The organism is Paenibacillus tritici (assembly GCF_013204885.1).
Lineage (GTDB): Bacteria > Bacillota > Bacilli > Paenibacillales > Paenibacillaceae > Paenibacillus_AQ > Paenibacillus_AQ tritici.
The window spans coordinates 23,139-43,254 of the sequence record NZ_JABMKX010000014.1 but is presented as its reverse complement, the minus strand read 5'-3'; the positions used below and the strand labels follow the sequence as shown (position 1 = coordinate 43,254).

15 protein-coding genes are annotated in these 20,116 nt (G+C 53.2%); 9 read left to right on the top strand and 6 right to left on the bottom strand.

From position 1 onward, the window contains the following. Positions 1–131: 131 nt before the first annotated feature. Both HQN87_RS23660 and HQN87_RS23655 read right to left on the bottom strand, forming a co-directional pair. Positions 132–659, bottom strand: coding sequence for a ClbS/DfsB family four-helix bundle protein (locus HQN87_RS23660; RefSeq protein WP_173138326.1), 528 nt, complete (start codon positions 657–659; stop codon positions 132–134). A gap of 94 nt (positions 660–753) precedes the next feature. Next, the gene (locus tag HQN87_RS23655) at positions 754–1,314 is read right to left on the bottom strand and encodes a histidine phosphatase family protein (protein WP_173138324.1); all 561 of its coding nucleotides are present in this window, start codon (positions 1,312–1,314) and stop codon (positions 754–756) included. Positions 1,315–1,356: 42 nt separating this feature from the next. Here HQN87_RS23655 and HQN87_RS23650 point away from each other — a divergent pair, with 42 nt between their 5' ends. Then, positions 1,357–2,301: an AraC family transcriptional regulator gene (locus HQN87_RS23650; RefSeq protein ID WP_254075632.1), complete on the top strand. Its 945-nt coding sequence runs from the start codon at positions 1,357–1,359 to the stop codon at positions 2,299–2,301. A 27-nt stretch (positions 2,302–2,328) separates the two neighbouring features. Next, on the top strand, positions 2,329–2,934 hold the full coding sequence (locus HQN87_RS23645) for a GNAT family N-acetyltransferase (RefSeq protein ID WP_173138320.1): 606 nt from the start codon (positions 2,329–2,331) through the stop codon (positions 2,932–2,934). Between the two features lie 116 nt (positions 2,935–3,050). Here the strand turns inward: HQN87_RS23645 and HQN87_RS23640 are convergent, their stop codons facing one another. Beyond that, positions 3,051–4,826: an ABC transporter ATP-binding protein gene (locus HQN87_RS23640; RefSeq protein WP_173138318.1), complete on the bottom strand. Its 1,776-nt coding sequence runs from the start codon at positions 4,824–4,826 to the stop codon at positions 3,051–3,053. Beyond that, positions 4,813–6,588 (bottom strand): ABC transporter ATP-binding protein, encoded by a 1,776-nt coding sequence (locus HQN87_RS23635; RefSeq protein ID WP_173138316.1) that lies wholly within the window; start codon positions 6,586–6,588, stop codon positions 4,813–4,815. The genes HQN87_RS23640 and HQN87_RS23635 overlap by 14 nt, the downstream gene beginning before the upstream one ends. Positions 6,589–6,813: 225 nt before the next feature. Between HQN87_RS23635 and HQN87_RS23630 the strand changes: the two genes are divergently transcribed. After that, entirely contained in the window at positions 6,814–8,193 is a 1,380-nt protein-coding gene (locus HQN87_RS23630; RefSeq protein WP_173138314.1) for an amino acid permease, read from the top strand. 332 nt (positions 8,194–8,525) lie between these two features. Here the strand turns inward: HQN87_RS23630 and HQN87_RS23625 are convergent, their stop codons facing one another. Then, on the bottom strand, positions 8,526–8,807 hold the full coding sequence (locus tag HQN87_RS23625) for a hypothetical protein (protein ID WP_173138312.1): 282 nt from the start codon (positions 8,805–8,807) through the stop codon (positions 8,526–8,528). A 35-nt stretch (positions 8,808–8,842) separates the two neighbouring features. Beyond that, complete coding sequence (locus HQN87_RS23620; protein WP_173138310.1) at positions 8,843–9,817, bottom strand: DUF4003 family protein; 975 nt, start codon at positions 9,815–9,817, stop codon at positions 8,843–8,845. Between the two features lie 168 nt (positions 9,818–9,985). On the opposite strand from HQN87_RS23620, the gene HQN87_RS23615 reads away from it, so the two are divergent. From HQN87_RS23615 to HQN87_RS23590, 6 genes are all read left to right on the top strand, one after another. Then, positions 9,986–12,379, top strand: a complete 2,394-nt coding sequence (locus tag HQN87_RS23615) for a GH36-type glycosyl hydrolase domain-containing protein (protein ID WP_173138308.1) — start codon at positions 9,986–9,988, stop codon at positions 12,377–12,379. 64 nt (positions 12,380–12,443) lie between these two features. Then, a complete protein-coding gene (locus HQN87_RS23610) occupies positions 12,444–13,283 on the top strand; it encodes an aldo/keto reductase (RefSeq protein ID WP_173138306.1) in 840 nt (279 codons plus the stop codon). 158 nt (positions 13,284–13,441) lie between these two features. After that, on the top strand, positions 13,442–14,338 hold the full coding sequence (locus HQN87_RS23605) for an SDR family oxidoreductase (RefSeq protein ID WP_173138304.1): 897 nt from the start codon (positions 13,442–13,444) through the stop codon (positions 14,336–14,338). Between the two features lie 136 nt (positions 14,339–14,474). Continuing rightward, a complete protein-coding gene (locus tag HQN87_RS23600) occupies positions 14,475–15,176 on the top strand; it encodes an ABC transporter ATP-binding protein (RefSeq protein WP_173138302.1) in 702 nt (233 codons plus the stop codon). A gap of 13 nt (positions 15,177–15,189) precedes the next feature. After that, a complete protein-coding gene (locus HQN87_RS23595) occupies positions 15,190–17,751 on the top strand; it encodes an ABC transporter permease (RefSeq protein WP_173138300.1) in 2,562 nt (853 codons plus the stop codon). Positions 17,752–18,318: 567 nt separating this feature from the next. Beyond that, positions 18,319–20,058, top strand: coding sequence for an ABC transporter substrate-binding protein (locus HQN87_RS23590; protein WP_173138298.1), 1,740 nt, complete (start codon positions 18,319–18,321; stop codon positions 20,056–20,058). Positions 20,059–20,116 lie beyond the last annotated feature (58 nt).

Here is a 20,116-nt window from a genome sequence, read left to right as displayed (position 1 = left end):
TATAATTATACCCTACTGTAATACGGGAGTGAACCTCATGTGATGTTATTACCGCTCAGAACATTACCAGATCCCATTTCGATTCTGGAATGGCGGGTTCCCGGCATTGGCGGGGGCCAAGGAAAGAGAGACTACGCCAGTGCTTCTGGCAGATGTTTTTTCCACTTTCTGATTTTCGCACGGAAGGATTTGAATGGAGCGGCTGAGTTGATGTGAATCCAGCGGGCCATAGGCCAGTTCTCCTTGGTTCCGGTCCATTGACGCGCGCCTTGGGTGAACAGCTCCTGATCTGTCAGCGTACCAATCCAGTCCAGCCAGTCCTGCTCTGATTGCCGGAAGATGCCGCGCAGTTCGGACAGGGAATATTCAGCATATTTGCTGTAAAAGGATTGATACAATCCGCCAAGTTCATTCCATTTATAACCCGGAGCGGGCATGGAGAAGGTCTGGCCTTCCCGTTCACTCTTGTCCCAATTCCTCACCAGCTCCAGCCATCCCAGCTGATAAGCGATGATCTCGGCCGGGGTTTTGTCCACCTCGGGAATTCGTCTGTCCTTGTATGTATTGTTAATTCCGTCGAATTCGGCATCCAGGAGCAGGTACAGGTTATGGATCGTATCCATCAGCTCCTGTCTGGACGAGTATTCATAGCTTGCCATAGCCATCACTCCTTTACTTCGGTTATACCACAGGGTTGTGACAACAGTCTGTCCAGTTTGGCCAGTGAGTAGAAACTGTACTCGATTGTGTGAGTCAACGTCTGCTCCAAATCCTTTGTACGCCGATAAGATGATCTTCATCGAAACTTAGTTTATAGATATCTGGCATATCCAGCTGCTTCCAAAAGCTGTAATCATAGCGCTGATCCAGAGCATTCATGATTAAGACCATAATATTACCGTGAGTTCCAATGACCACGTTACAGCCTTCGTATTGCTTCAATACTTTGCAGAGGGCTCTAAAACCTCTATTCTGGGCAAACAGACTGGATTCTCCGCCTGCCCAGGCAAAAGAAAAGTCCTCCCATACCCTTTTAATCGCCATATCGAAGTTACTTACAGGCTCTCCAGACAACATTCTTTCTTTGAAATCTCCCTCGATTACAATATCAAGGTTCAGTGGTACAGCTAATCCTTGAATAGTCTGGATAGCCCGTTTATAGGGGCTCGAGATTAGAGTATTAATATTCTCATGGAGAAGTAGAGAGATAACTCTCTGTGCATCAGCTAGTCCACGCTCGGATAAAGGTCTATTAAGCTCGTCGATAGAATAAGTAGAGTGGGCGTGCCTAACCAAATACAGATTTGTAGCCATTATTTATCACCTCATCTGCTAATAGTTGTACTGCATTGTACCATGAATGAACCGGGGGATTCAGCGATGAATGAGGAGTATAGAGAGCGGATCGGGAAGGTTATTGCTTACATAGAGGATAACAGCAGTCAGCCGCTGAGGCTGGATGAACTGGCGGAGATATCCCATTTCTCCAAATATCATTTCACCAGAATCTTTACAGCCGTGGCGGGCATGACGCCCATGGTCTTTGTGACCAGGAAGCGTATAGAGCAAGCGCTGGTACTGCTGACCGGAACGAATCAGACCATTCTGGAGATTGCGGGGAAGTGCGGATTCGAATCGGTGTCGGCTTTGGGTGTCCAGTTCAAACGGCATTATGGATGCACCCCCGGCAGTGTCAGGAATAGCGGGCAGAAACATAGCAATTTCGCAACAGCCTTCAGCAATAAGCAAGCAGATAAGACGCCTATGGCGGATTACAATAGAACAGAAAGAAGGAATCCGCTGTTAAGGAGGGCATGGGACAGCATGGTAGAGATCAGGCACATCCCGGAGGTCGAAGTTGCCTATATCAGGCATATTGGAAGTTACCTGGACACGTATAGCGCCTGGGACAAGCTGAAGCGTTGGGCCGCACAGCAGGGGCTCCATCCGGCCAATCAGCAGTTCATCGGAATATCGCTGGATGATACGGAGTTCGTTCAAGAGTCTGTCTGCCGGTACGATGCTTGCGTTACACTTCCCGGGGGTTTTGAGCGCGAGGCTCACCGGAAGGAGGCAGAATTCAAGACCTTATCCGGCGGGCTGTATGCGGTGTATTCCTACTACGATACGGTAGATAGATTTGTCCTTGCGTATGACAGCATGTTCAGCGTATGGTTACCCCGCAGTGGCTATGAAGCCGATGACCGGCCATGCCTGGAGTACTGTCTGAATGATCCGGCGCAGGACCCGGAGGGTAAGTGCAGGGTTGAGCTGTACATCCCCATTAAGCAGGAAGCCTAACAATCAGAGAATGGAGTGCCAGCCAGTATGAATCTGGAAGTTGTGTTTGACCAATTCCCTGTCCTGCGGTCAGAGGAGCTTGTATTGAACAAGGTTGAGGAGCATCATCTGGATGACCTGTTCGAGATTTACAGCAATGACCATGTGTTTGAATATTGCGGGATCATTCCCAAGCACAATAAGACTACGGTGAAGAACATGATCGGTCATTATGAACGGGATTATCTCAAAAGATCACGGATCAAGTGGGGCATCTTCGCCGCAGAGGAGGAGTCACGCCTGCTCGGGATTATTGAAGCCTGCGATTTCAATCAGAAGGTGAATATGGTGACCATAGGCTATTTCCTCGCGGAAGCCCATTGGGGACAAGGCCTGGCCTCCAGAGCGGTGGAGCTGCTGACGGAATTCCTGTTCGAGCAGGTTCAGGTGAACAGAGTACAGGCTGAAGTGATGCTGAACAATGTGATCTCCAAGAAGGTGCTGCTGAAGAACAGATTCGTCAAGGAAGGGATGCTGCGGCAAGCGGCCCTTTGGTCCGGCAAGGGAGTGGTCGATCTGGAGATCTACAGTATACTGCGGGAAGACTATATGAAGCCAAAGACACAGACAGCTGTGCTGCTCGCAGCGGACTGAGGAGCCGCCCTCGCGGTCCATCATCCATTCATGCCAAAAACCGCAGACAGGGGCGAACCCCTGCTGCGGTTTTTGGTATTTGCTTATTTGAGCCTAGCCTTATTTACAGTCCACACTTAGGCTTGCATCTTCTGCGCCGAATAGAGCCGGTGGTAAAGGCCGCGGCGGGCAATCAGCTCCTCATGCGAGCCGCTCTCGGCAATGCCCTTGTTCGAGACATACATGATGCGATCGCAGTTCTTCACCGTAGACAGACGGTGCGCGATGATGAACGAGGTGCGTCCCTTGAGCAGCTCATTCAGCCCCTTCTGGAGCAGACGTTCGGTCTGCGCGTCGATGGAGGAGGTGGCTTCATCCAGGATGAGAATCCGCGGGTCAGCCAGCAGCGTTCTGGCGAACGAGATAAGCTGGCGTTGTCCTTGGGAGAGCTTGGAGCCGCGCTCATTCACCTCTGTCTGGTAGCCCTGGTCAAATTCACGGATGAAGTCGTCGGCACAGACCGCCTTCGCTGCGGCAATGACCTCCTCCTCGGTAGCATCCGGTCTGCCGTAGCGGATGTTATCCAGAATGGTTCCCGAGAAGATGAAGCTGTCCTGCAGCATAATCCCCATCTGTCCGCGCAGCGATTTCAGCGTGATCTGTGAGATGTCCTGGCCGTCGATCAGAATGCGTCCGCCGGTCAGATTATAGAAGCGCGAGATCAGGTTGACGACCGTCGTTTTGCCGGCACCGGTCGGGCCGACCAGAGCGATGCTCTCTCCGGCTGCGACCTCAAGCGAGATATTCTCCAGAATATTCAGCCCCGGATCATAGGCGAAGGTGACATCGTCGAAGGTAACCCGGCCCTGAACGGGCGGAAGGGCCTTAGCGCCGGGAATATCGCTAACAGTCACCGGCTCATCCAGCGTCTCGAAGATCCGCTCCAGATAAGCCACTGCATTGATGAAGTTGTTGTACAGGTTCGAGAGATTCAAGATCGGCTGCCAGAAGCGGGCCGCGTAGCTGCTCATGGCGAGGATAACGCCAAGAGTCATGCTCTGCGGGTCCAGGGTCAGCAGGCCGACCAGGAAGATCATAGCCGTAACCATAGTAGACAGGTTATCGACACTGAACGGAATCAGCAGGTTGTAACGCTGTGCCTTCATCCATGCGGTGCGGAAATTACCTGCCAGACGGGTGAAGATTCCTTCATTACGTGTCTCCCGGGAGAACATCTGCGTGACACCAATGCCGCTGATGCTCTCCTGCAGATAGGCATTCAGATTGGAGCTTTTGTTCGATACGGCCTGCCAGGCCCGGCGCTGCCGGGTCTTGATCAGCAGCATGACACCGAGGAAGACGGGCAGTCCGGCAAGAATGATGAGGGAGAGCCGGACATCCACGGCGAACATGAACACAGCGATGAAGATCAGATTCACAATTTCCAGAATGAAGTTAATGATTCCGTTCGATAACACATCGGATACCGCATTGACATAGTTCACGACCCGGATCAGGATCTTGCCCTGCGGCCGGTCATCGTAATATTTGAACGGCAGATCCTGCAGATGCTTGAACAGGTCTGTGCGGATATCGAAGATAATATCCTGTCCGACGCTTGTCATAATCCGTGAGCGGATCGTAGCGAGAATTACGCTGACCACGATAGTCGCCAGCATTAGCATGGACCAGCCTACCAGCGGGCCCATGGCTTTGGCCGGAATGGTGACGTCCACCACATGCTGCATAATAAGCGGTGCTGACAGGGCGATAGCCGCCGACAATGCACTAAGCACAAATGCGATAAGCATCGGCTTTTTTTTGCGTCTGATATAGACCATGGCCCGCCGGAAATGCTTAATGTTAAACGGCGATTCCAGATTCTCATCGACATCGAATTTATTCCTGGCCACTTTCGGTCACCTGCCTTCCAATACCCTCGTTCTGCAGCATAAATACATCATAATAGTAACCCCGCTTCGCCAGCAGCTCGGCGTGGGTGCCTTCCTCAATCAGACGGCCGCCCTCCAGAATAAGAATGCGGTCCGCCTGGGCGGTGGTCGATACCCGCTGCGCAATGATGATCTTCGTGCAGGGGTACTCCAGCTCGCGCAGGCTGCGCTGAATATGCTCCTCCGTCTCCAGATCGACAGCAGAGGTCGTATCATCCAGGATCAGGATCGGACGGCGGACCGCCAGGGCGCGGGCAAGCGCAATGCGCTGCTTCTGCCCCCCGGATAATCCGACGCCGCGCTCCCCGACCACGGTATCATACCCCTCAGGCATTTTGACAATGAAGTCATGGGCAGCAGCGAGGGCTGCAAAAGACTTAGCATCCTCCTCCGGAAGCTCCGGATCTCCATAAGCGATATTGCCGTCAATGGTATCGGAGAACAGGAGCACATCCTGTGTCGCCATACCGATATTACCGCGGAGTTCATCCAGCTCCAGCTCCCGGACATCTCTGCCGTCTACCAGCACACGCCCTCCCGCTACATCATAGAACCGGGGAATCAGGTTGATCAGCGAGGTTTTGCCGGAGCCGGTTGCGCCCATAATTGCAATAGTCTCACCGGGCTCAATTGTGAAGCTTACATCATCCAACACGGTAGCGCTGTCATATTTGAACCGTACATGGTCGAATTCAATCCGTCCCTCGTAGCGGCGCTGCTCTATCTGATTATGATCGTTGACAATCGCAGGCCGGGCATAATAGAGATCAATGATTTTGGACAAGCTGGCAAAGAAACGCTGAATATCATTAATGATGATCCCGATATTGCGCATAGGATTCGAGACCGCCCAGATTAGCGATGAGAAAGCCGTGAATTCACCGAAGGTAATCCGGCCCTCCATCACTAAGTAACCGCCGGCCAGCATCAGCACGACGTTGAAGCCTTGAGCGAAGGTCTCCAGATAAGGGAAGTAGTCAAGCCAGACGAGGGCTGCTTTTTTGTTCGCCACAGCGTAATTGACGTTCTTCTCTGTGAATTTCTCGATTTCAAACTCTTCACGGGCAAAAGCCTTGACCACACGGTTCCCGGAAATATTCTCCTGGGTCGTCGTGTTGAGCTGGGACAGCCGTTCACGCAGGTCGATGTACATCGGGCGCACTTTTTTGGCGAAGATGAAGGCCACGATGAAGATCGGCGGTGACAGGATCAGCATCCACAGTGTCAGCTGGACATCAATGGTAAGGAAATAAATCACGGCCGCCAGAAAAATCGTCAGCGATTCAATAATCGTCTTGAAAATCCACGCCATTGAGTGCCGCACCATATCCAGGTCGCCTGTCATCTTGGTCATCAGGTCGCCGGTGCGGTTACGGTCGTAATACTCCCGGTCCTGACCCTGAATCTTGTTGTACAGATAAATACGGATGTTATACATCATGTTCTGCGAAGACAGTTCATACTGCATCGTCGTGAAATAGGCCAGCCCGGTGCGGAGCAGCGAGAAGCCGATCATGCCCAGGCAGAGTGCCACGAGCAGTCCGCGTCCGGTAGCAAGATTCTGTCCTGCCTGGTCGCCGGCAATGAACGTATCGACGATACGCTGGCTGATGTAGGGGTTCACAATCGTAAGACTTGAGCCCACTACCGAGAGACAGATTGCCACGACATACCGCGCCCGGTTGCCTTCCAGGTTCTGCCACAGCCATTTGAGTTCAAACATTTGATCACCTGTTTTCTGTTGTTCTTGATAAATAAACACAGTGATTATAACACTATGGTTCAGAATGTATAGGTTTTCGGGCAAATTTTTATTACAATTCGCAAAACTTTTTGCCGGAGTAATTCTGCATTGCGTTAATGTATATCACAGCTTACAATAACTCTTACAGATTATGATAGTTACGTTGTTCACATGCGAAGCATACCTATGAGGGGGAGCATTTTGTTGGAAGAGAAACAGTTGACAAGAGGACTGAAGCCGCGGCATATCGAGCTGATCGCACTGGGCGGCACGATTGGCGTGGGATTGTTCATGGGCTCGGCAAGTACGATTAAGTGGGCGGGGCCTTCCGTGCTGCTGGCCTATCTTTTGGCGGGAATCATTATGTTTTTTGTGATGCGGATTATGGGCGAGATGCTGATTGTTGAACCGGTGACCGGCTCGTTTGCCACCTTTGCCCACAAATATATCAGCCCGCTGGCCGGCTTCCTGACCGCCTGGAGCTACTGGTTCCTGTGGGTGACTGTCGGGATGGCGGAGGTTACGGCGATTGGAATCTATGTAGGGTACTGGTTCCCGGACATTCCGCAGTGGATTCCGGCGCTGATCGGTGTCGGCATCATTGCGGCAGCCAATCTGGCGGCGGTGAAGCTGTACGGGGAGTTTGAATTCTGGTTTGCGATGATCAAGGTGGTGGCCATTGTCGTGATGCTGGTGATTGGAACCGGGGTGATCTTCTTCGGTCTGGGGAATGGCGGGCAGCCGCTTGGACTCTCTAATCTGTACAGCCATGGCGGTTTTTTTGCCGGGGGGCTTAAGGGATTCCTGTTTGCGCTCTGTATTGTCACCGCGGCCTATCAGGGGATTGAACTGGTGGGGATTACGGCAGGGGAAGCGGAGAATCCCAAGCATACGCTGCGAAAAGCGATCAAAAATATCATCTGGCGCATTCTGATTTTCTATGTGGGAGCCATCTTCATCATTGTGACCATTTATCCATGGAATGAGATCGGCGAGATCGGCAGTCCGTTCGTGTTGACCTTTGCCAAGGTGGGCATTGTCGGCGCTGCGGGCATCATCAACTTCGTTGTGCTGACAGCAGCCATGTCGGGCTGCAACAGCGGGATCTACAGTGCGGGCAGAATGCTGTATACCTTGGCCCAGAATGGACAGGCTCCGAAATTCTTCGGCAGAGTCTCGGCCAGCGGCGTGCCCAGGAACAGTATTATCACAACCATTTCCCTGCTGCTGGTTGGCGTGCTGTTCAACTACCTGATGCCGGATTCCAAGCTGTTTCTCTATATTTACAGTGCCAGCGTGCTTCCGGGAATGATTCCGTGGTTTGCCCTGGCCTTCAGCCAGTTCAGATTCCGGGAGAGGTGGAAATGCGAGATGGCAGCCCATCCGTTCAAGTCCCGCTTTTTCCCGGTCAGTAACTACATTATTATTATCTTCCTGTCGCTGGTGATCATCGGCATGTGGTTCAATCCGGATACCCATCTGTCGCTGATCGTCGGAGCCTCCTTCCTGGCTATTGTGGTCGCCGGTTATTATGCTTTTGGGATCAGCAAGCGGAGTCTGCCGCAGGATGCGGATGATGCATAAGTCCGTATCTTAGCAGAGTGGCAGATGGACGGTAGGTGCAGCACAAACGGGTCCATGCGCTGGAAGGCTGCTGCTGAGCAGATAACTGAAAAGAGCACGCTCCTGGTAACCCGGGGGCGTGTTTTCTATGCTTCGTACAATAAATACTCCTGATCGTTCTCGCGGAAATGGATGCCGTCCTTTTGAAGGATGGCATCCATTTATACTTGTAAGTTTTGCGCTACACATTACCCTCCTACGTCTAACTCGCTCCTTCTACTTCCCGCTGAAACGGCACGATCCTTGCTCAGACCAGCCAAAGCCTGGCCGATATCGAAATAAGTGGAAAAATGTCATCTAATAGTAGGATGTTCGTTGTTTAAGGAAATTTTGTTGGAAATTATACGTTTAATCTGGCGGAATTCAGCTACTCTAGCAGATATGGCGAAATTAAGTGTCATAAATCCAACTATACCTGATGAGACAGAAATAGCCTGATCAATAAGTGCCCAAAATCCAACTAAATTCGCTTGAACGGGAACTGAAGCTTCTGAAGCTGCAGCAGCAGCAAAATCAGCAGGCGGCGATAGCCAGCCAGGGCGGATGCCTCCAAAGTAAAGCACCTTCGGAAGCATCCGCAGCCACCCGTATTATTGCCTAACTTATGAGTTCAAGACGACGCAGCAGCGGCAGCGGAGGCGGCAGCTACGGCGATTGCGGTCTGCTGGGCAATGATGATATTGGTCAGGCTGGTAGATAACATGGATTCAATGATGCCGTTCTTCACATCATCTACATATTGATAGGATACGAGGGCGGCAGACAGCAGGAGCAGCTCCTGCTTATTGACCGACCAGCCGCCGAACCCCTTCTGCGGACGCAGGAACTCATAGGTGTCCGAGACATCGCTGACCAGCTGCTCTTGCTCATAAGGGAGCAGCGACAGGATGCCCAGTGAAGAGAGCGTATACTCTTTGTCCAGCCGGATATCCCGTGCGCGGAAGGCCTCCCGCAGGCTAAGGACCCGGCTTGTGAGGTCACCGCCGCCGAGCACCAGCACCTGTGTCAGTGCCTGCACGCTATTGCCGGAGAAGAATTCAGGCTTCAGTGTCACGTAGAGCTGCTCTAGCTGTTCTATGCCTTGCTGAATGTTGATATCGGAGAGGCCCAGCATGGCAGCGAAGATGTAATCGTCCCGTCCGGTCAGGAACCGGTGCTTCGCCCGCATCCCCTCATAGAATGCTTCAGTGCGTTCTATTGCCGTGGCATATTGATCGTAAGGGGTATGCGCAGCGATCTGATAGGCGGCAATTACCAGGTAGTCCGAGGCTCTGAACTTGCGTTCCTTCATCAGGTCATATACAGCCAGGGTATTCGCAAGCTGCTGTTCCGGCCGGGCTGAAAGGGAGAGCAGAGCCGCAATACAAATGGCTGAGGTTCCCCGGAAGGAGGAGAAGCCTCGGGTGTTGTCCTTAATCATCTCGTGGTACATGCGGATCGCTTCCACATTGGCCATCTTGCCCTCCACCGCGTAGAGCAGGGCTGCGAGACGGTTAACGGAGGCATTTTGCCAGGGGAATTCCTGTTTGATCTGCTGTGCATTAGTTACGAATAGTTCAAGTCTTGCTATGTACGCTTCCTTCATGGGGTGCCCCTCTCATCTGTCAATGTTATTAGGTTTATTCTACTATAAAACCCAGAACGATGAAATTGAAACGGCTCGGGCTGACTTGCCGCCAAACCTATGAGAGCGTATTCTTAAATCAAGATATACTAGAGAGCAGAATGATAATCCGGAAAGAGAGGCACGAGAATGATAAGAGCATCTGAAGATAATGAATATTATGAGCTGTCGAGTCCGACGATTCTTCCCAAGGCTTCGGGGTTCCTGTGGAATGAGCAGATGATGATTCATATGAACTGCCGGGGATATGCGGTAGCCCAGTTCATGCAGCCCGAGCCCGCCAAGTACTCGTATGCGCCGAATCTGGAGGCCAAGACCTTCATGCAGCCGGAGCAGCCTTATTATGCCCACCATCCCGGCCGGTTCGTCTATGTGAAGGATGAGGAGAGCGGAGAGGTATTCTCTGCCCCTTATGAGCCCGTCCGTATGCCCCCCGACCACTACACCTTTGCTGTAGGCAAACATAATATTATATGGACCATTGAGAAGAATGGTATCGCGATTGAGATGACTCTGAGCCTGCCTACCAATGAGCCGATGGAGCTATGGCGGGTGAAGGTGACCAATCTGTCTTCGGCTCCGCGCACAATCAGCATCTATCCCTACTTCACCATCGGCTACATGTCATGGATGAATCAGTCCGGCGAATACAAGGAAGACTTGCAGGGAATCGTGGCTACAGCCGTTACGCCTTATCAGAAATATCAGGACTATGCCAAAATCAAGCACTTGAAGGACAAGACCTTCCTGCTGGCTGACCAGCCCCCCGCTTCCTGGGAAGTGAACCAGGAGGCCTTCGAGGGCGAAGGCGGAATCAGCTCACCGGCAGCACTTAAGAGCGAGCAGCTGTCCCGGGGCGAAGCCCGTTACGAATCGCCGGCAGCCATTCTGCAGTACAGCATCGGCCTGAAGCCGGGGGAGGAGCGTGAATACCGCTTCATCTTCGGGCCTGCCCGGAGTGAGCAGGAGATTGCGGAGATCCGCCAGCGGATGTTCCTGGACACCGGTGAAGGGGGAGAAGACGGATTCGAGCTTGCTGAGCGTGAATATGCGGAATACATCCGCGAAGGCAGAGGCAGCATCGAGATTTCCACGCCGGATGCAGACCTGGACAACCTGGTCAACCACTGGCTGCCCCGGCAGATGTATTATCACGGGCAGACTAACCGCCTGACCACAGACCCTCAGACCCGGAATTATCTGCAGGATAATATGGGGATGAGCTATATGAAGCCGCAGATGGCCAGACGCGCGTTCCTGACGGCTTTAAGCCAGCAGGAGGTGAGCGGAGCCATGCCGGACGGCATTATTTTGCATGAAGCCGCGGAGCTGAAATATATCAATCAGGTGCCGCATACGGACCACTGTGTCTGGCTGCCCATCTGTCTCAGTACCTATCTGGATGAGACTGACGATTATAGCATTCTGGATGAGAGAGTTCCTTACGCAGGCGGGGATGAAGCGGGGACAGTCGCAGAGCATATCGACCGGGCGATGCACTGGCTGCTCCATGAGCGGGATGAGCGGGGTCTGAATTATATCAACCAGGGTGACTGGTGTGACCCGATGAATATGGTAGGCTACCGGGGCACAGGCGTATCCGGCTGGCTGACGATAGCCACGGCGTATGCCTGCATGATCTGGGCGGAGATTTGTGAGCGGAGCGGACGCCCGGATACCGGCAAGACCTTCCGCCACGCGGCGGAAGAGGCGAATGCGGCAGTTAATCAGTATCTCTGGGACGGCGAATGGTATGCGCGGGGAATCACCGATGATAATGTCGTGTTCGGGATCAGTGAAGATAAGGAAGGCCGGATATTCATTAATCCGCAGGGCTGGGCACTGCTCAGCGGTGCGGCGGATGAAGAGAAGCGGCAGAAGCTGATGAAGTCGGTCACGGAGCAGCTGGAGACCCCATACGGAGTGGAAAAGCTGGCCCCTTCCTACACAGCCATGCGTGAAGATGTCGGCCGGGTTACCCAGAAGCATCCGGGGACGGCGGAGAACGGAGCGGTCTATAATCATGCCGCAGCGTTCTATATTTATGGCCTGTATGCAGTGGGCGAGCAGGAGCAGGCCTACCGCCTGCTGCGCAAAATGCTTCCCGGGCCGGACATCCAGGATATCATCCGGCGGGGACAGCTTCCGGTGTTCATTCCGAATTATTACCGGGGCGCGTATAAGCAATTCCCGCAGACTGCCGGACGCTCCAGCCATCTGTTCAATACCGGAACCGTTCCCTGGGTATACCGCTGTCTGATCGACGGATTGTTCGGGCTGCAAGGGAACCGGGAAGGGCTGCAGGTGAGACCGCAGCTTCCTTCCGCCTGGCAGGAGGCGACGGTGAAACGCAGCTTTAGAGGCGCGGAGCTGCACATTGAGATGAAGCGGGAGACAGGGGTCACGGCAACGGAAGTGTACCTGGACGGCCAGCAAGTGGAGGATGGTGTGTTGAAGGGGCTGAAACCGGGTATGCAGTATCATGTACGGGTCAAGCTTCCGGCAGTTGATCCGGCGGAATGAAGAGGGGGCGGAAGGCACCCGGCTAATACAATAGGCTACTACAATAGAGGAGGCTGCAATTCATATGACAAATCATATTCCGGAAGTACGGATGAACGATGGACTGAAGGTACCTGCGATTGGCTACGGAACGGCCTGGATCAAAGGTACGAAGGGCGTGCAGAATCTGAAGACTGCCCTGGATTTGGGGTATCGCCTGATTGATTCGGCATTCAACTATGAGAATGAAGGCGTTGTCGGGGAGGCGGTACGGCAGAGCGGGGTCCCCAGAGACCAGCTGTTCATCACCTCCAAGCTGCCCGGACGCCATCACAAGTATGATGAAGCCGTCGAGACTGTTCAGGAATCGCTGTACCGTGCAGGACTGGATTATTATGACCTGTATCTGATTCACTGGCCGAACCCCAAGGTGAACCTGTATGTGGAAGCATGGCAGGCGCTGATTGATGCCCAGAAGCAGGGATTGATCCGTTCTATCGGAGTCAGTAACTTTTTGCCGGAGCATCTGGACCGTCTGATTAAGGAGACGGGTGTCGTGCCCAGTGTGAATCAGATTGAGCTGCATCCCTATTATAATCAGGCAGAGCAGCGTGCTTACCATAAGGAGCATGGAATCATTACAGAATCCTGGAGCCCGCTGGGACGCGGCACGGAGCTGCTGAAGAATGAACAGCTGAGTGCGATCGCTGCAGCCCATGACAAATCGGTATCACAGATTGTTCTGCGCTGGCATGTGCAGCTGGGGGCGGTTCCTATCCCAAGATCGGCGTCCGAAGAGCATCAGCGGGAGAATCTTGAAATTTTTGATTTCGCATTGTCAGGGGAAGAGATGAAGTTGATTTCGGAGATTCCCACAACCGGACCGCTGTGGGATCAGGACCCGCAGGTATACGAAGAATTCTGAGAATGGCTTATATGAAGAGGTACAGCCCCTTGCTCCCGAAGCAGGGGGTTTTTTGTAGTGCGGCCCATACATAATTCGTTTAATAAAAAGGGAAGCTGGTTACATAGAAAGTGTCTGAAGCCTATTCAGAATCAGAACCCAGCAGAGGAGGAAACATCATGAGTGATCAATATAAGATTCAGGACCCTGTTAAGCAATACGGCAAGGCTACACCGGAATTCGAGCAGCAGCAGCCAAGTCCCGGGCTGGAGACCAAGATGCATCCGCGTCCCGATGACGGGGCGGGAACGTACCAGGGCAGCGGAAAGCTCACCGGTCGCAAGGCCGTGATCACCGGAGCGGACAGCGGAATCGGGCGGGCGGTAGCGATTGCTTTTGCCCGTGAAGGCGCCGATGTGGTACTTGCCTATCTGCCGGAGGAAGAAGCTGACGCGAAGGAAGTGGTCCGGCTGGTGGAGGAAGCCGGCCGCAAGGCGGTTGCCCTGCCGGGCGACCTGAAGGACGAGAAGTACTGTGAGCAGCTGATTGCCAAGGCCGTCGAGGAGCTTGGCGGGATTGATATCCTGGCTAACATTGCCGGTAAGCAGCAGTTCGTGAAGGATATCGCGGATCTGACTACAGAGCAGTTCGATGCTACCTTCAAGACGAATGTCTACGCGATGTTCTGGCTCTGCAAGGCGGCGGTGAAGCAGATGAAGCCCGGCAGCACCATTATCAACACCTCATCTATTCAGGCCTATGAGCCTGCACCGATACTGCTTGATTATGCGACCACTAAGAGCGCAATCAATACCTTCAGCAAATCGCTGGCCCAGCAGGTGGCTGCCAAGGGAATCCGGGTCAATGTAGTCGCACCCGGGCCTGTGTGGACCCCGCTTCAGGTGAGCGGCGGACAGCCGGAGGAGGTCTTGGGAGAATTCGGAGCCAAGACTCCGCTGGGACGTCCCGGCCAGCCGGCGGAGATGGCCCCGGCATACGTATTCCTGGCCAGCCAGGAATCCAGTTATGTCAGCGGCGAGACGCTGAATGCCAACGGCGGAATGCCGACTCCATAATCAGCTTTATGCTTGAACCTCCGCAAGGAGGTTTTTTGCTGCTTGATCGTTTCACTTGCTGCGCTTTTGCATTCACAGGGGGTTCGTGTGCTACACTTGGATATAGGCAGTTGTGGAGAAGACAGGAGGAGACAGCATGGCGTTCGTAACGGTGAAGGGCGAATATAAGCGTTATAAGATGGGGGAGACCCTGATTGTTGCCAATGACGGCATTGAATTTGAGATTGAAAAGGGTGAATTTGCTGTCATTGTTGGACCCAGCGGAGCTGGGAAGTCAACAGTGCTTAACATACTGGGCGGAATGGATTCCGCCGACGAAGGCCAGGTCATTGTGGACGGTACGGACATCGCACGATTCAGCGCTAAGGAATTGACCGGCTACCGCCGTAATGACGTAGGCTTCGTGTTTCAGTTCTATAATCTGGTCCCAAACCTGACGACACTGGAGAATGTCGAGCTGGCTTCACAGATCTCCCCACGGGCGCTGGATGCGCGGAAGGTGCTGGAGGATGTGGGTCTTGGAGCGCGGCTGAATAACTTCCCGGCCCAGCTGTCGGGCGGGGAGCAGCAGCGTGTCGCTATTGCCAGAGCGCTGGCCAAGCAGCCGAAGCTGCTGCTCTGCGATGAGCCGACCGGTGCGCTGGATTACAATACGGGCAAGCAGGTGCTCAAGCTGCTGCAGGATACCTGCCGCAATACCGGAACTACAGTGATTGTCATTACCCATAACCTGGCGATCGCCCCGATGGCTGACCGGGTGATTGAAATCAACAACGCCAAGGTACGGAAAATGGTGAAGAACCCAGCACCGGTATCCGTGGACGACATCGAATGGTAAGGAGCCGGGAATCATGAAGAAACGGGCATTATGGAAGGATGTTTTTCGGGAGATCCGCCACACCAAGGCGAGGTTTCTCTCAATTTTTGCAATTATTATGCTGGGGGTAAGCTTCTTCTCCGGGATCAAGTCGGCGGGGCCGGATATGCTGGATACCGCAGCGACGTATTATAAGGATCTGCGGCTGATGGATCTGCGGGTCCAGTCCACTTACGGGCTGTCGGAGCAAGGGATAGCGAAGCTGCGGGACATACCCGGGGTGCAGACGGTTCAGCCTGTGTACAGCTCCGATGTGTTCCTTGGCGACAGCGGGCTGATTGCCAAGGTCTATTCGTATGCGGATGATAATAAGCTGAACGGGTATAAGCTCACCGCCGGGCGCCTGCCCGCAGCCACGGGAGAGATGGTGCTGGATGAGCATCTGCAGGAGGAGAAGAAATTCTCGCTGGGCGATTCGGTTACCTTCGGCGGGGAAGCCGGGGAGAAGCCCGAACAGAGCTTCCGGACACAGACCTACACCGTAGTCGGCTTCGCGCAGAGTCCGCAATATATTGAGACTGCGAACCGCGGAACGAGCCGGATTGGCAAAGGGACCGCCGATGCGTTTGCCGTCATCCCGGAAGAGGATTTCATCCTTCCGGTATATACGGAAGCCTATCTCAGCTTCAAGGATACGGCGGCACAAACCGCCTATACGCCTGCTTATGATAACCTGATCGAGCGGCATCTCTCAGAGACAGAGGAGGCGCTGAAGGATTATCCGGCGCAGCGCCTGGAGGAATTGAAGGCGGAAGCCGCAGCGAAGCTGGCTGCGGGACTTCAGGCAGCGGATGCCTCGCAGCAGCAACAGGCGGCAGGGCCTTCGGCATCCGCCGCGCAGAGCCAGCCGGAGCTGCCGAAGGTGTATGTGACGGACCGGACGATCAATCCCGGATACGCCGAATACAAGGATAATGCGGACCGCCTGTCCGCGATTGCATCGGCCTTTCCGGTATTCTTTTTCCTGATTGCAGCACTCGTCAGCTTAACGACTATGACCCGTATGGTAGAGGAGCAGCGGCTGCAGATCGGGACTCTGAAGGCACTGGGTTACGGGGCTATGGATATTATGGCCAAGTTTCTGGTGTATGGCACACTGGCCAGCCTTGCGGCTTCCATTGCCGGTCTGGCCATCGGCTTCACGTTCTTTCCGGACATTATCTATAATGCCTACAGCCAGCTCTACAACCTGCCGGATGTGATCAAAAGCTTCTATCCGTCCTACGCCGTGATTTCCATAATCGTGGCGCTGGTCTGTACCACTATGACGGCCATGATCGCCTCCCGGGTAGAGCTGCGCAGCAACGCATCCGTGCTGATGCGGCCCAAGGCACCGAAGAGCGGTCAGCGGATTATGCTGGAGCGGTTCAGCTTCTTGTGGACCAGGCTCAGCTTCGTGCAGAAGGTGACGGCCCGGAATCTGTTCCGCTACAAGCAGCGGATGTTCATGACCGTCATCGGAGTGGCCGGCTGTACAGCGCTTATCCTGACGGGCTTTGGACTGAAGGACTCCATCGGCAGTATCGCTGAGCGGCAGTTCGGCGGGATTATGAAATACAGCGCCCTCGTAGCCTTGCATGACAATGCACCGGCCGCCGATACAGCTTCCTACCAGAAGCTGATTGAACAGGAGACTGCGGTTACGGGAACGCTGGATGTGCTTCAGGAAGCCGTGACGGTCCGGGCCAAAGGCGTTAACGACCAGGAGGCGCGGATCTTTGTGCCTGCTGATACGCAGCAGCTGGCCTCCTTCGTTAATCTGAAGGACCGTACCACTGGTAAGCCGCGTGTATTGAATAGCGAGGGTGCAGTTATTACAGAGAAGCTCGCCAAGCTGTACGGTCTGGCTCCCGGAGACAGCCTGAGCGTCCTGGACAGCAACAATGAGGAATTCCAGATCAGGATTGCAGCGGTCACCGAGAACTATGTGCTGCATTATGTGTACATGACTCCGGCGTACTTCGCAGAAGTATTCGGGCAAGAGCCGGTCTTTAACACTCAATTGCTGAACTACAGCGGCAAGGATAAGCAGTGGGAGAACAGCTTCGGAGAGAAGCTCACTGCGAATGGACAGGTGGCGTTGGTCAGCTTTTCCAGCGGGGTGGGGGAAGCCTTTGAAGGAACCATGGAGAGTATGGATATTGTCATTGTGGTGCTGATTGTATCGGCTGCTGCGCTTGCCTTCGTGGTCCTGTATAACCTGACGAATATCAATGTGTCGGAGCGGGTCCGGGAATTATCAACGATTAAGGTGCTCGGTTTCTATGATAAGGAAGTTACGATGTATATTTACCGGGAGAACATTCTGCTGACGCTGCTCGGCATCCTGTCCGGCAGTGCACTGGGGATTATTCTGCATAGCTTTGTGCTCTCGACGGCTGAGCTGGATGCCACAATGTTCGCACCGCTGATCAAGTGGCAGAGCTATATCTATGCAGCCTTACTGACTGTTCTGTTCTCGGGGATTGTAATGGTGTTCATGCATCTTAAGCTTAAGCGGATTCATATGATCGAAGCGCTGAAATCTGTAGAGTAGCACAAGCAGGCGAATGAGGAAGGATGATTAGCTGAGGGCGGAGCTGCCCCTAGCTATAATCCTTCTTTTTTGCGTCTAAAAACAAGAGGGATGACAGGGAGATTCATAGTCGGAAGATGGAATTATATGGTGGCTGGTGTCGAAATAACGCAAAAATAATAGAATGGTGTCATGAAAACTGACCTAATTGACGCATTGTGAAAATGATTAGGACCAATATAAACGCTTACATCGCATGAAGTTGGAATTAAATGTTTTTGTAGCAAAAAAATAAGATTTAAAGATGACAAATAAATCTATTGACGTAAGAAATATTCACATGTAATATAAACCATAATTTATACAGGGATTGTTTTTGGCCCCTAACCGGGGAAATTGTCCCTGACTCTAATTGACCTGCGGTCTATTTATCGCAGCCCTACAATATATATTAGATGTGATGTTATGTCACATATATTGCGAAGGCGGTCATTAGCAGACTCAGGCACATCCTAATCCAGAACATCCCAGTCTCCCGAGAAGTTTGGAAGAGAAGGTACAAGCACTTAACTAAGGAGGAGTAAAGGAATGGCGAAAAAGAGAAAATGGTGGTCTGGTTTACTTGTCTTATCATTGGTAGGGGTTCTGTTCACAGGTTGCAGTACCAATAACACTGCAAGTCCAACAAGTGCTCCTGCAGCAACTGAGGCTCCTGCCGGGAGCGAGGCGCCGGATGCTACTGAAGCACCTGCGGCAGACGGGCCTGTGGATGGCGGAACCCTTGTTACAAGTACATTTTCCGATATTGTTAATCTTAATCCTCTCTTAATCAATGACACCTCTTCAGGCGATGTGGCCCAATTCGTCTTCGCCAAGCTGTATAACCTGGACCGCGAAGGCAATGTGCAGGCAGAGGATTGGTCTCTGGCTGCCGCGCTTCCTGAGATCTCCGAAGATGGCTTGACCTATACCGTGAAGCTGAAGGATACCGCCAAATGGAGTGACGGCCAGCCGGTCACGGCGGATGATGTAGTGTATACCATTGAAACGGCCAAGAACCCCGAGACCGGCTCACCGCTGACCAGTGCCTTTGATAAGGTGAAGAGCGCAGAGAAGGTCGATGCCCAGACTGTAAAAATCACCATGACTCAAGTGTACGCGCCATTCCTGTACGCGCTGGTTCAGGAGATTGTTCCGGCCCATATCCTTAAGGATGTGAAGCCAACCGAAATGCAGAAGAATGCCTATGGTACAGATCCGGCCAAGACCGTTACCAGCGGACCCTGGAAATGGACTGCCTGGAAGCAGGGCGAGAGCCACACCCTGGATGCCGATCCGAACTACTGGGGGACGGTGAAGCCGCATATCGCTCAAATTGTGTACAAAGTCTACGCCGACCAGAACACTGAAGTTCAGGCGATTATGAAGGGGGATACGGATCATATCAGTGCGATTCCGGTAACGCAGGTCGAAGCCGTTAAGGCTGCCGGAAACATTGATATTATCCAGAAGCCCGGCGCGCAGTATGAATATGTAATGTTCAACTTCGACGGCAAGAACTTCCCGGATAACTACGGCCTGTTCGCCGGACAGAAGACCAGACAGGCAATCGCCCATGCCCTGAACCGTCAGGGGATGGTGGACAACATTCTCAAAGGTGTAGGCGCCCTGATGAATGCTCCTTTCCTTCCCGACACTTGGGCTGATCCGAAGGATGCCGCTGTGAATTATGATTACAATGCCGAAACCGCCAAGAAGCTCCTGGCTGAAGACGGCTGGGTTGCCGGAACGGATGGCATTCTTGCCAAAGACGGACACCGCTTCTCCTTCGAGCTGCAGTACAATGCCGGCAACAGCCGCCGCGAGCAGGTTGCCGCTGTGATCCAGCAGAACCTGAAGGATGTCGGGATTGAAGTGAAGCCTAAGGCAATTGACTTCGCAGCCTGGATTGACCAGAACGTCACACCGGGTAAATTCCAGGCCCTGCTGCTTGCGTGGTCGCTGAATACACCGGACCCGGATGCAGAGAGTATCTTCTCCTCCAAATACTTCCCGCCTGCCGGACAGAACAGCGGCTGGTACAAGAACGAGAAGCTGGACCAATTATGGGTAGACGGGTATTCCACGGTTGACCAGGATAAGCGGAAGGACATCTACAAAGAAGTGGGTAAAGAAATTTCCACCGACCTTCCATATGTATTCCTCTATCAGTATGGTCAGGCGATCGGAACAGGCTCCCGGGTGCACTGGGCAGAGGAGGATGCTCCCGAGCCGTCACTGGGCTACGGACAGTTCTTCCATGCGATCAAATGGTGGGTAACTGACTAACGTTCCGGCTAACGGAATAGACTTGCGGGAGGTGAAAGAGAATTCTCTTTCACCTCCC

Bases quoted from the DNA above. Each gene is read 5' to 3' on its own strand.
- HQN87_RS23660 (WP_173138326.1), bottom strand. From the start codon at position 659: ATGGCAAGCTATGAATACTCGTCCAGACAGGAGCTGATGGATACGATC.
- HQN87_RS23655 (WP_173138324.1), bottom strand. From the start codon at position 1,314: ATGGCTACAAATCTGTATTTGGTTAGGCACGCCCACTCTACTTATTCT.
- HQN87_RS23650 (WP_254075632.1), top strand. From the start codon at position 1,357: ATGAATGAACCGGGGGATTCAGCGATGAATGAGGAGTATAGAGAGCGG.
- HQN87_RS23645 (WP_173138320.1), top strand. From the start codon at position 2,329: ATGAATCTGGAAGTTGTGTTTGACCAATTCCCTGTCCTGCGGTCAGAG.
- HQN87_RS23635 (WP_173138316.1), bottom strand. From the start codon at position 6,588: ATGTTTGAACTCAAATGGCTGTGGCAGAACCTGGAAGGCAACCGGGCG.
- HQN87_RS23625 (WP_173138312.1), bottom strand. From the start codon at position 8,807: ATGCTTCCGAAGGTGCTTTACTTTGGAGGCATCCGCCCTGGCTGGCTA.
- HQN87_RS23620 (WP_173138310.1), bottom strand. From the start codon at position 9,817: ATGAAGGAAGCGTACATAGCAAGACTTGAACTATTCGTAACTAATGCA.
- HQN87_RS23615 (WP_173138308.1), top strand. From the start codon at position 9,986: ATGATAAGAGCATCTGAAGATAATGAATATTATGAGCTGTCGAGTCCG.
- HQN87_RS23610 (WP_173138306.1), top strand. From the start codon at position 12,444: ATGACAAATCATATTCCGGAAGTACGGATGAACGATGGACTGAAGGTA.
- HQN87_RS23605 (WP_173138304.1), top strand. From the start codon at position 13,442: ATGAGTGATCAATATAAGATTCAGGACCCTGTTAAGCAATACGGCAAG.
- HQN87_RS23600 (WP_173138302.1), top strand. From the start codon at position 14,475: ATGGCGTTCGTAACGGTGAAGGGCGAATATAAGCGTTATAAGATGGGG.
- HQN87_RS23595 (WP_173138300.1), top strand. From the start codon at position 15,190: ATGAAGAAACGGGCATTATGGAAGGATGTTTTTCGGGAGATCCGCCAC.
- HQN87_RS23590 (WP_173138298.1), top strand. From the start codon at position 18,319: ATGGCGAAAAAGAGAAAATGGTGGTCTGGTTTACTTGTCTTATCATTG.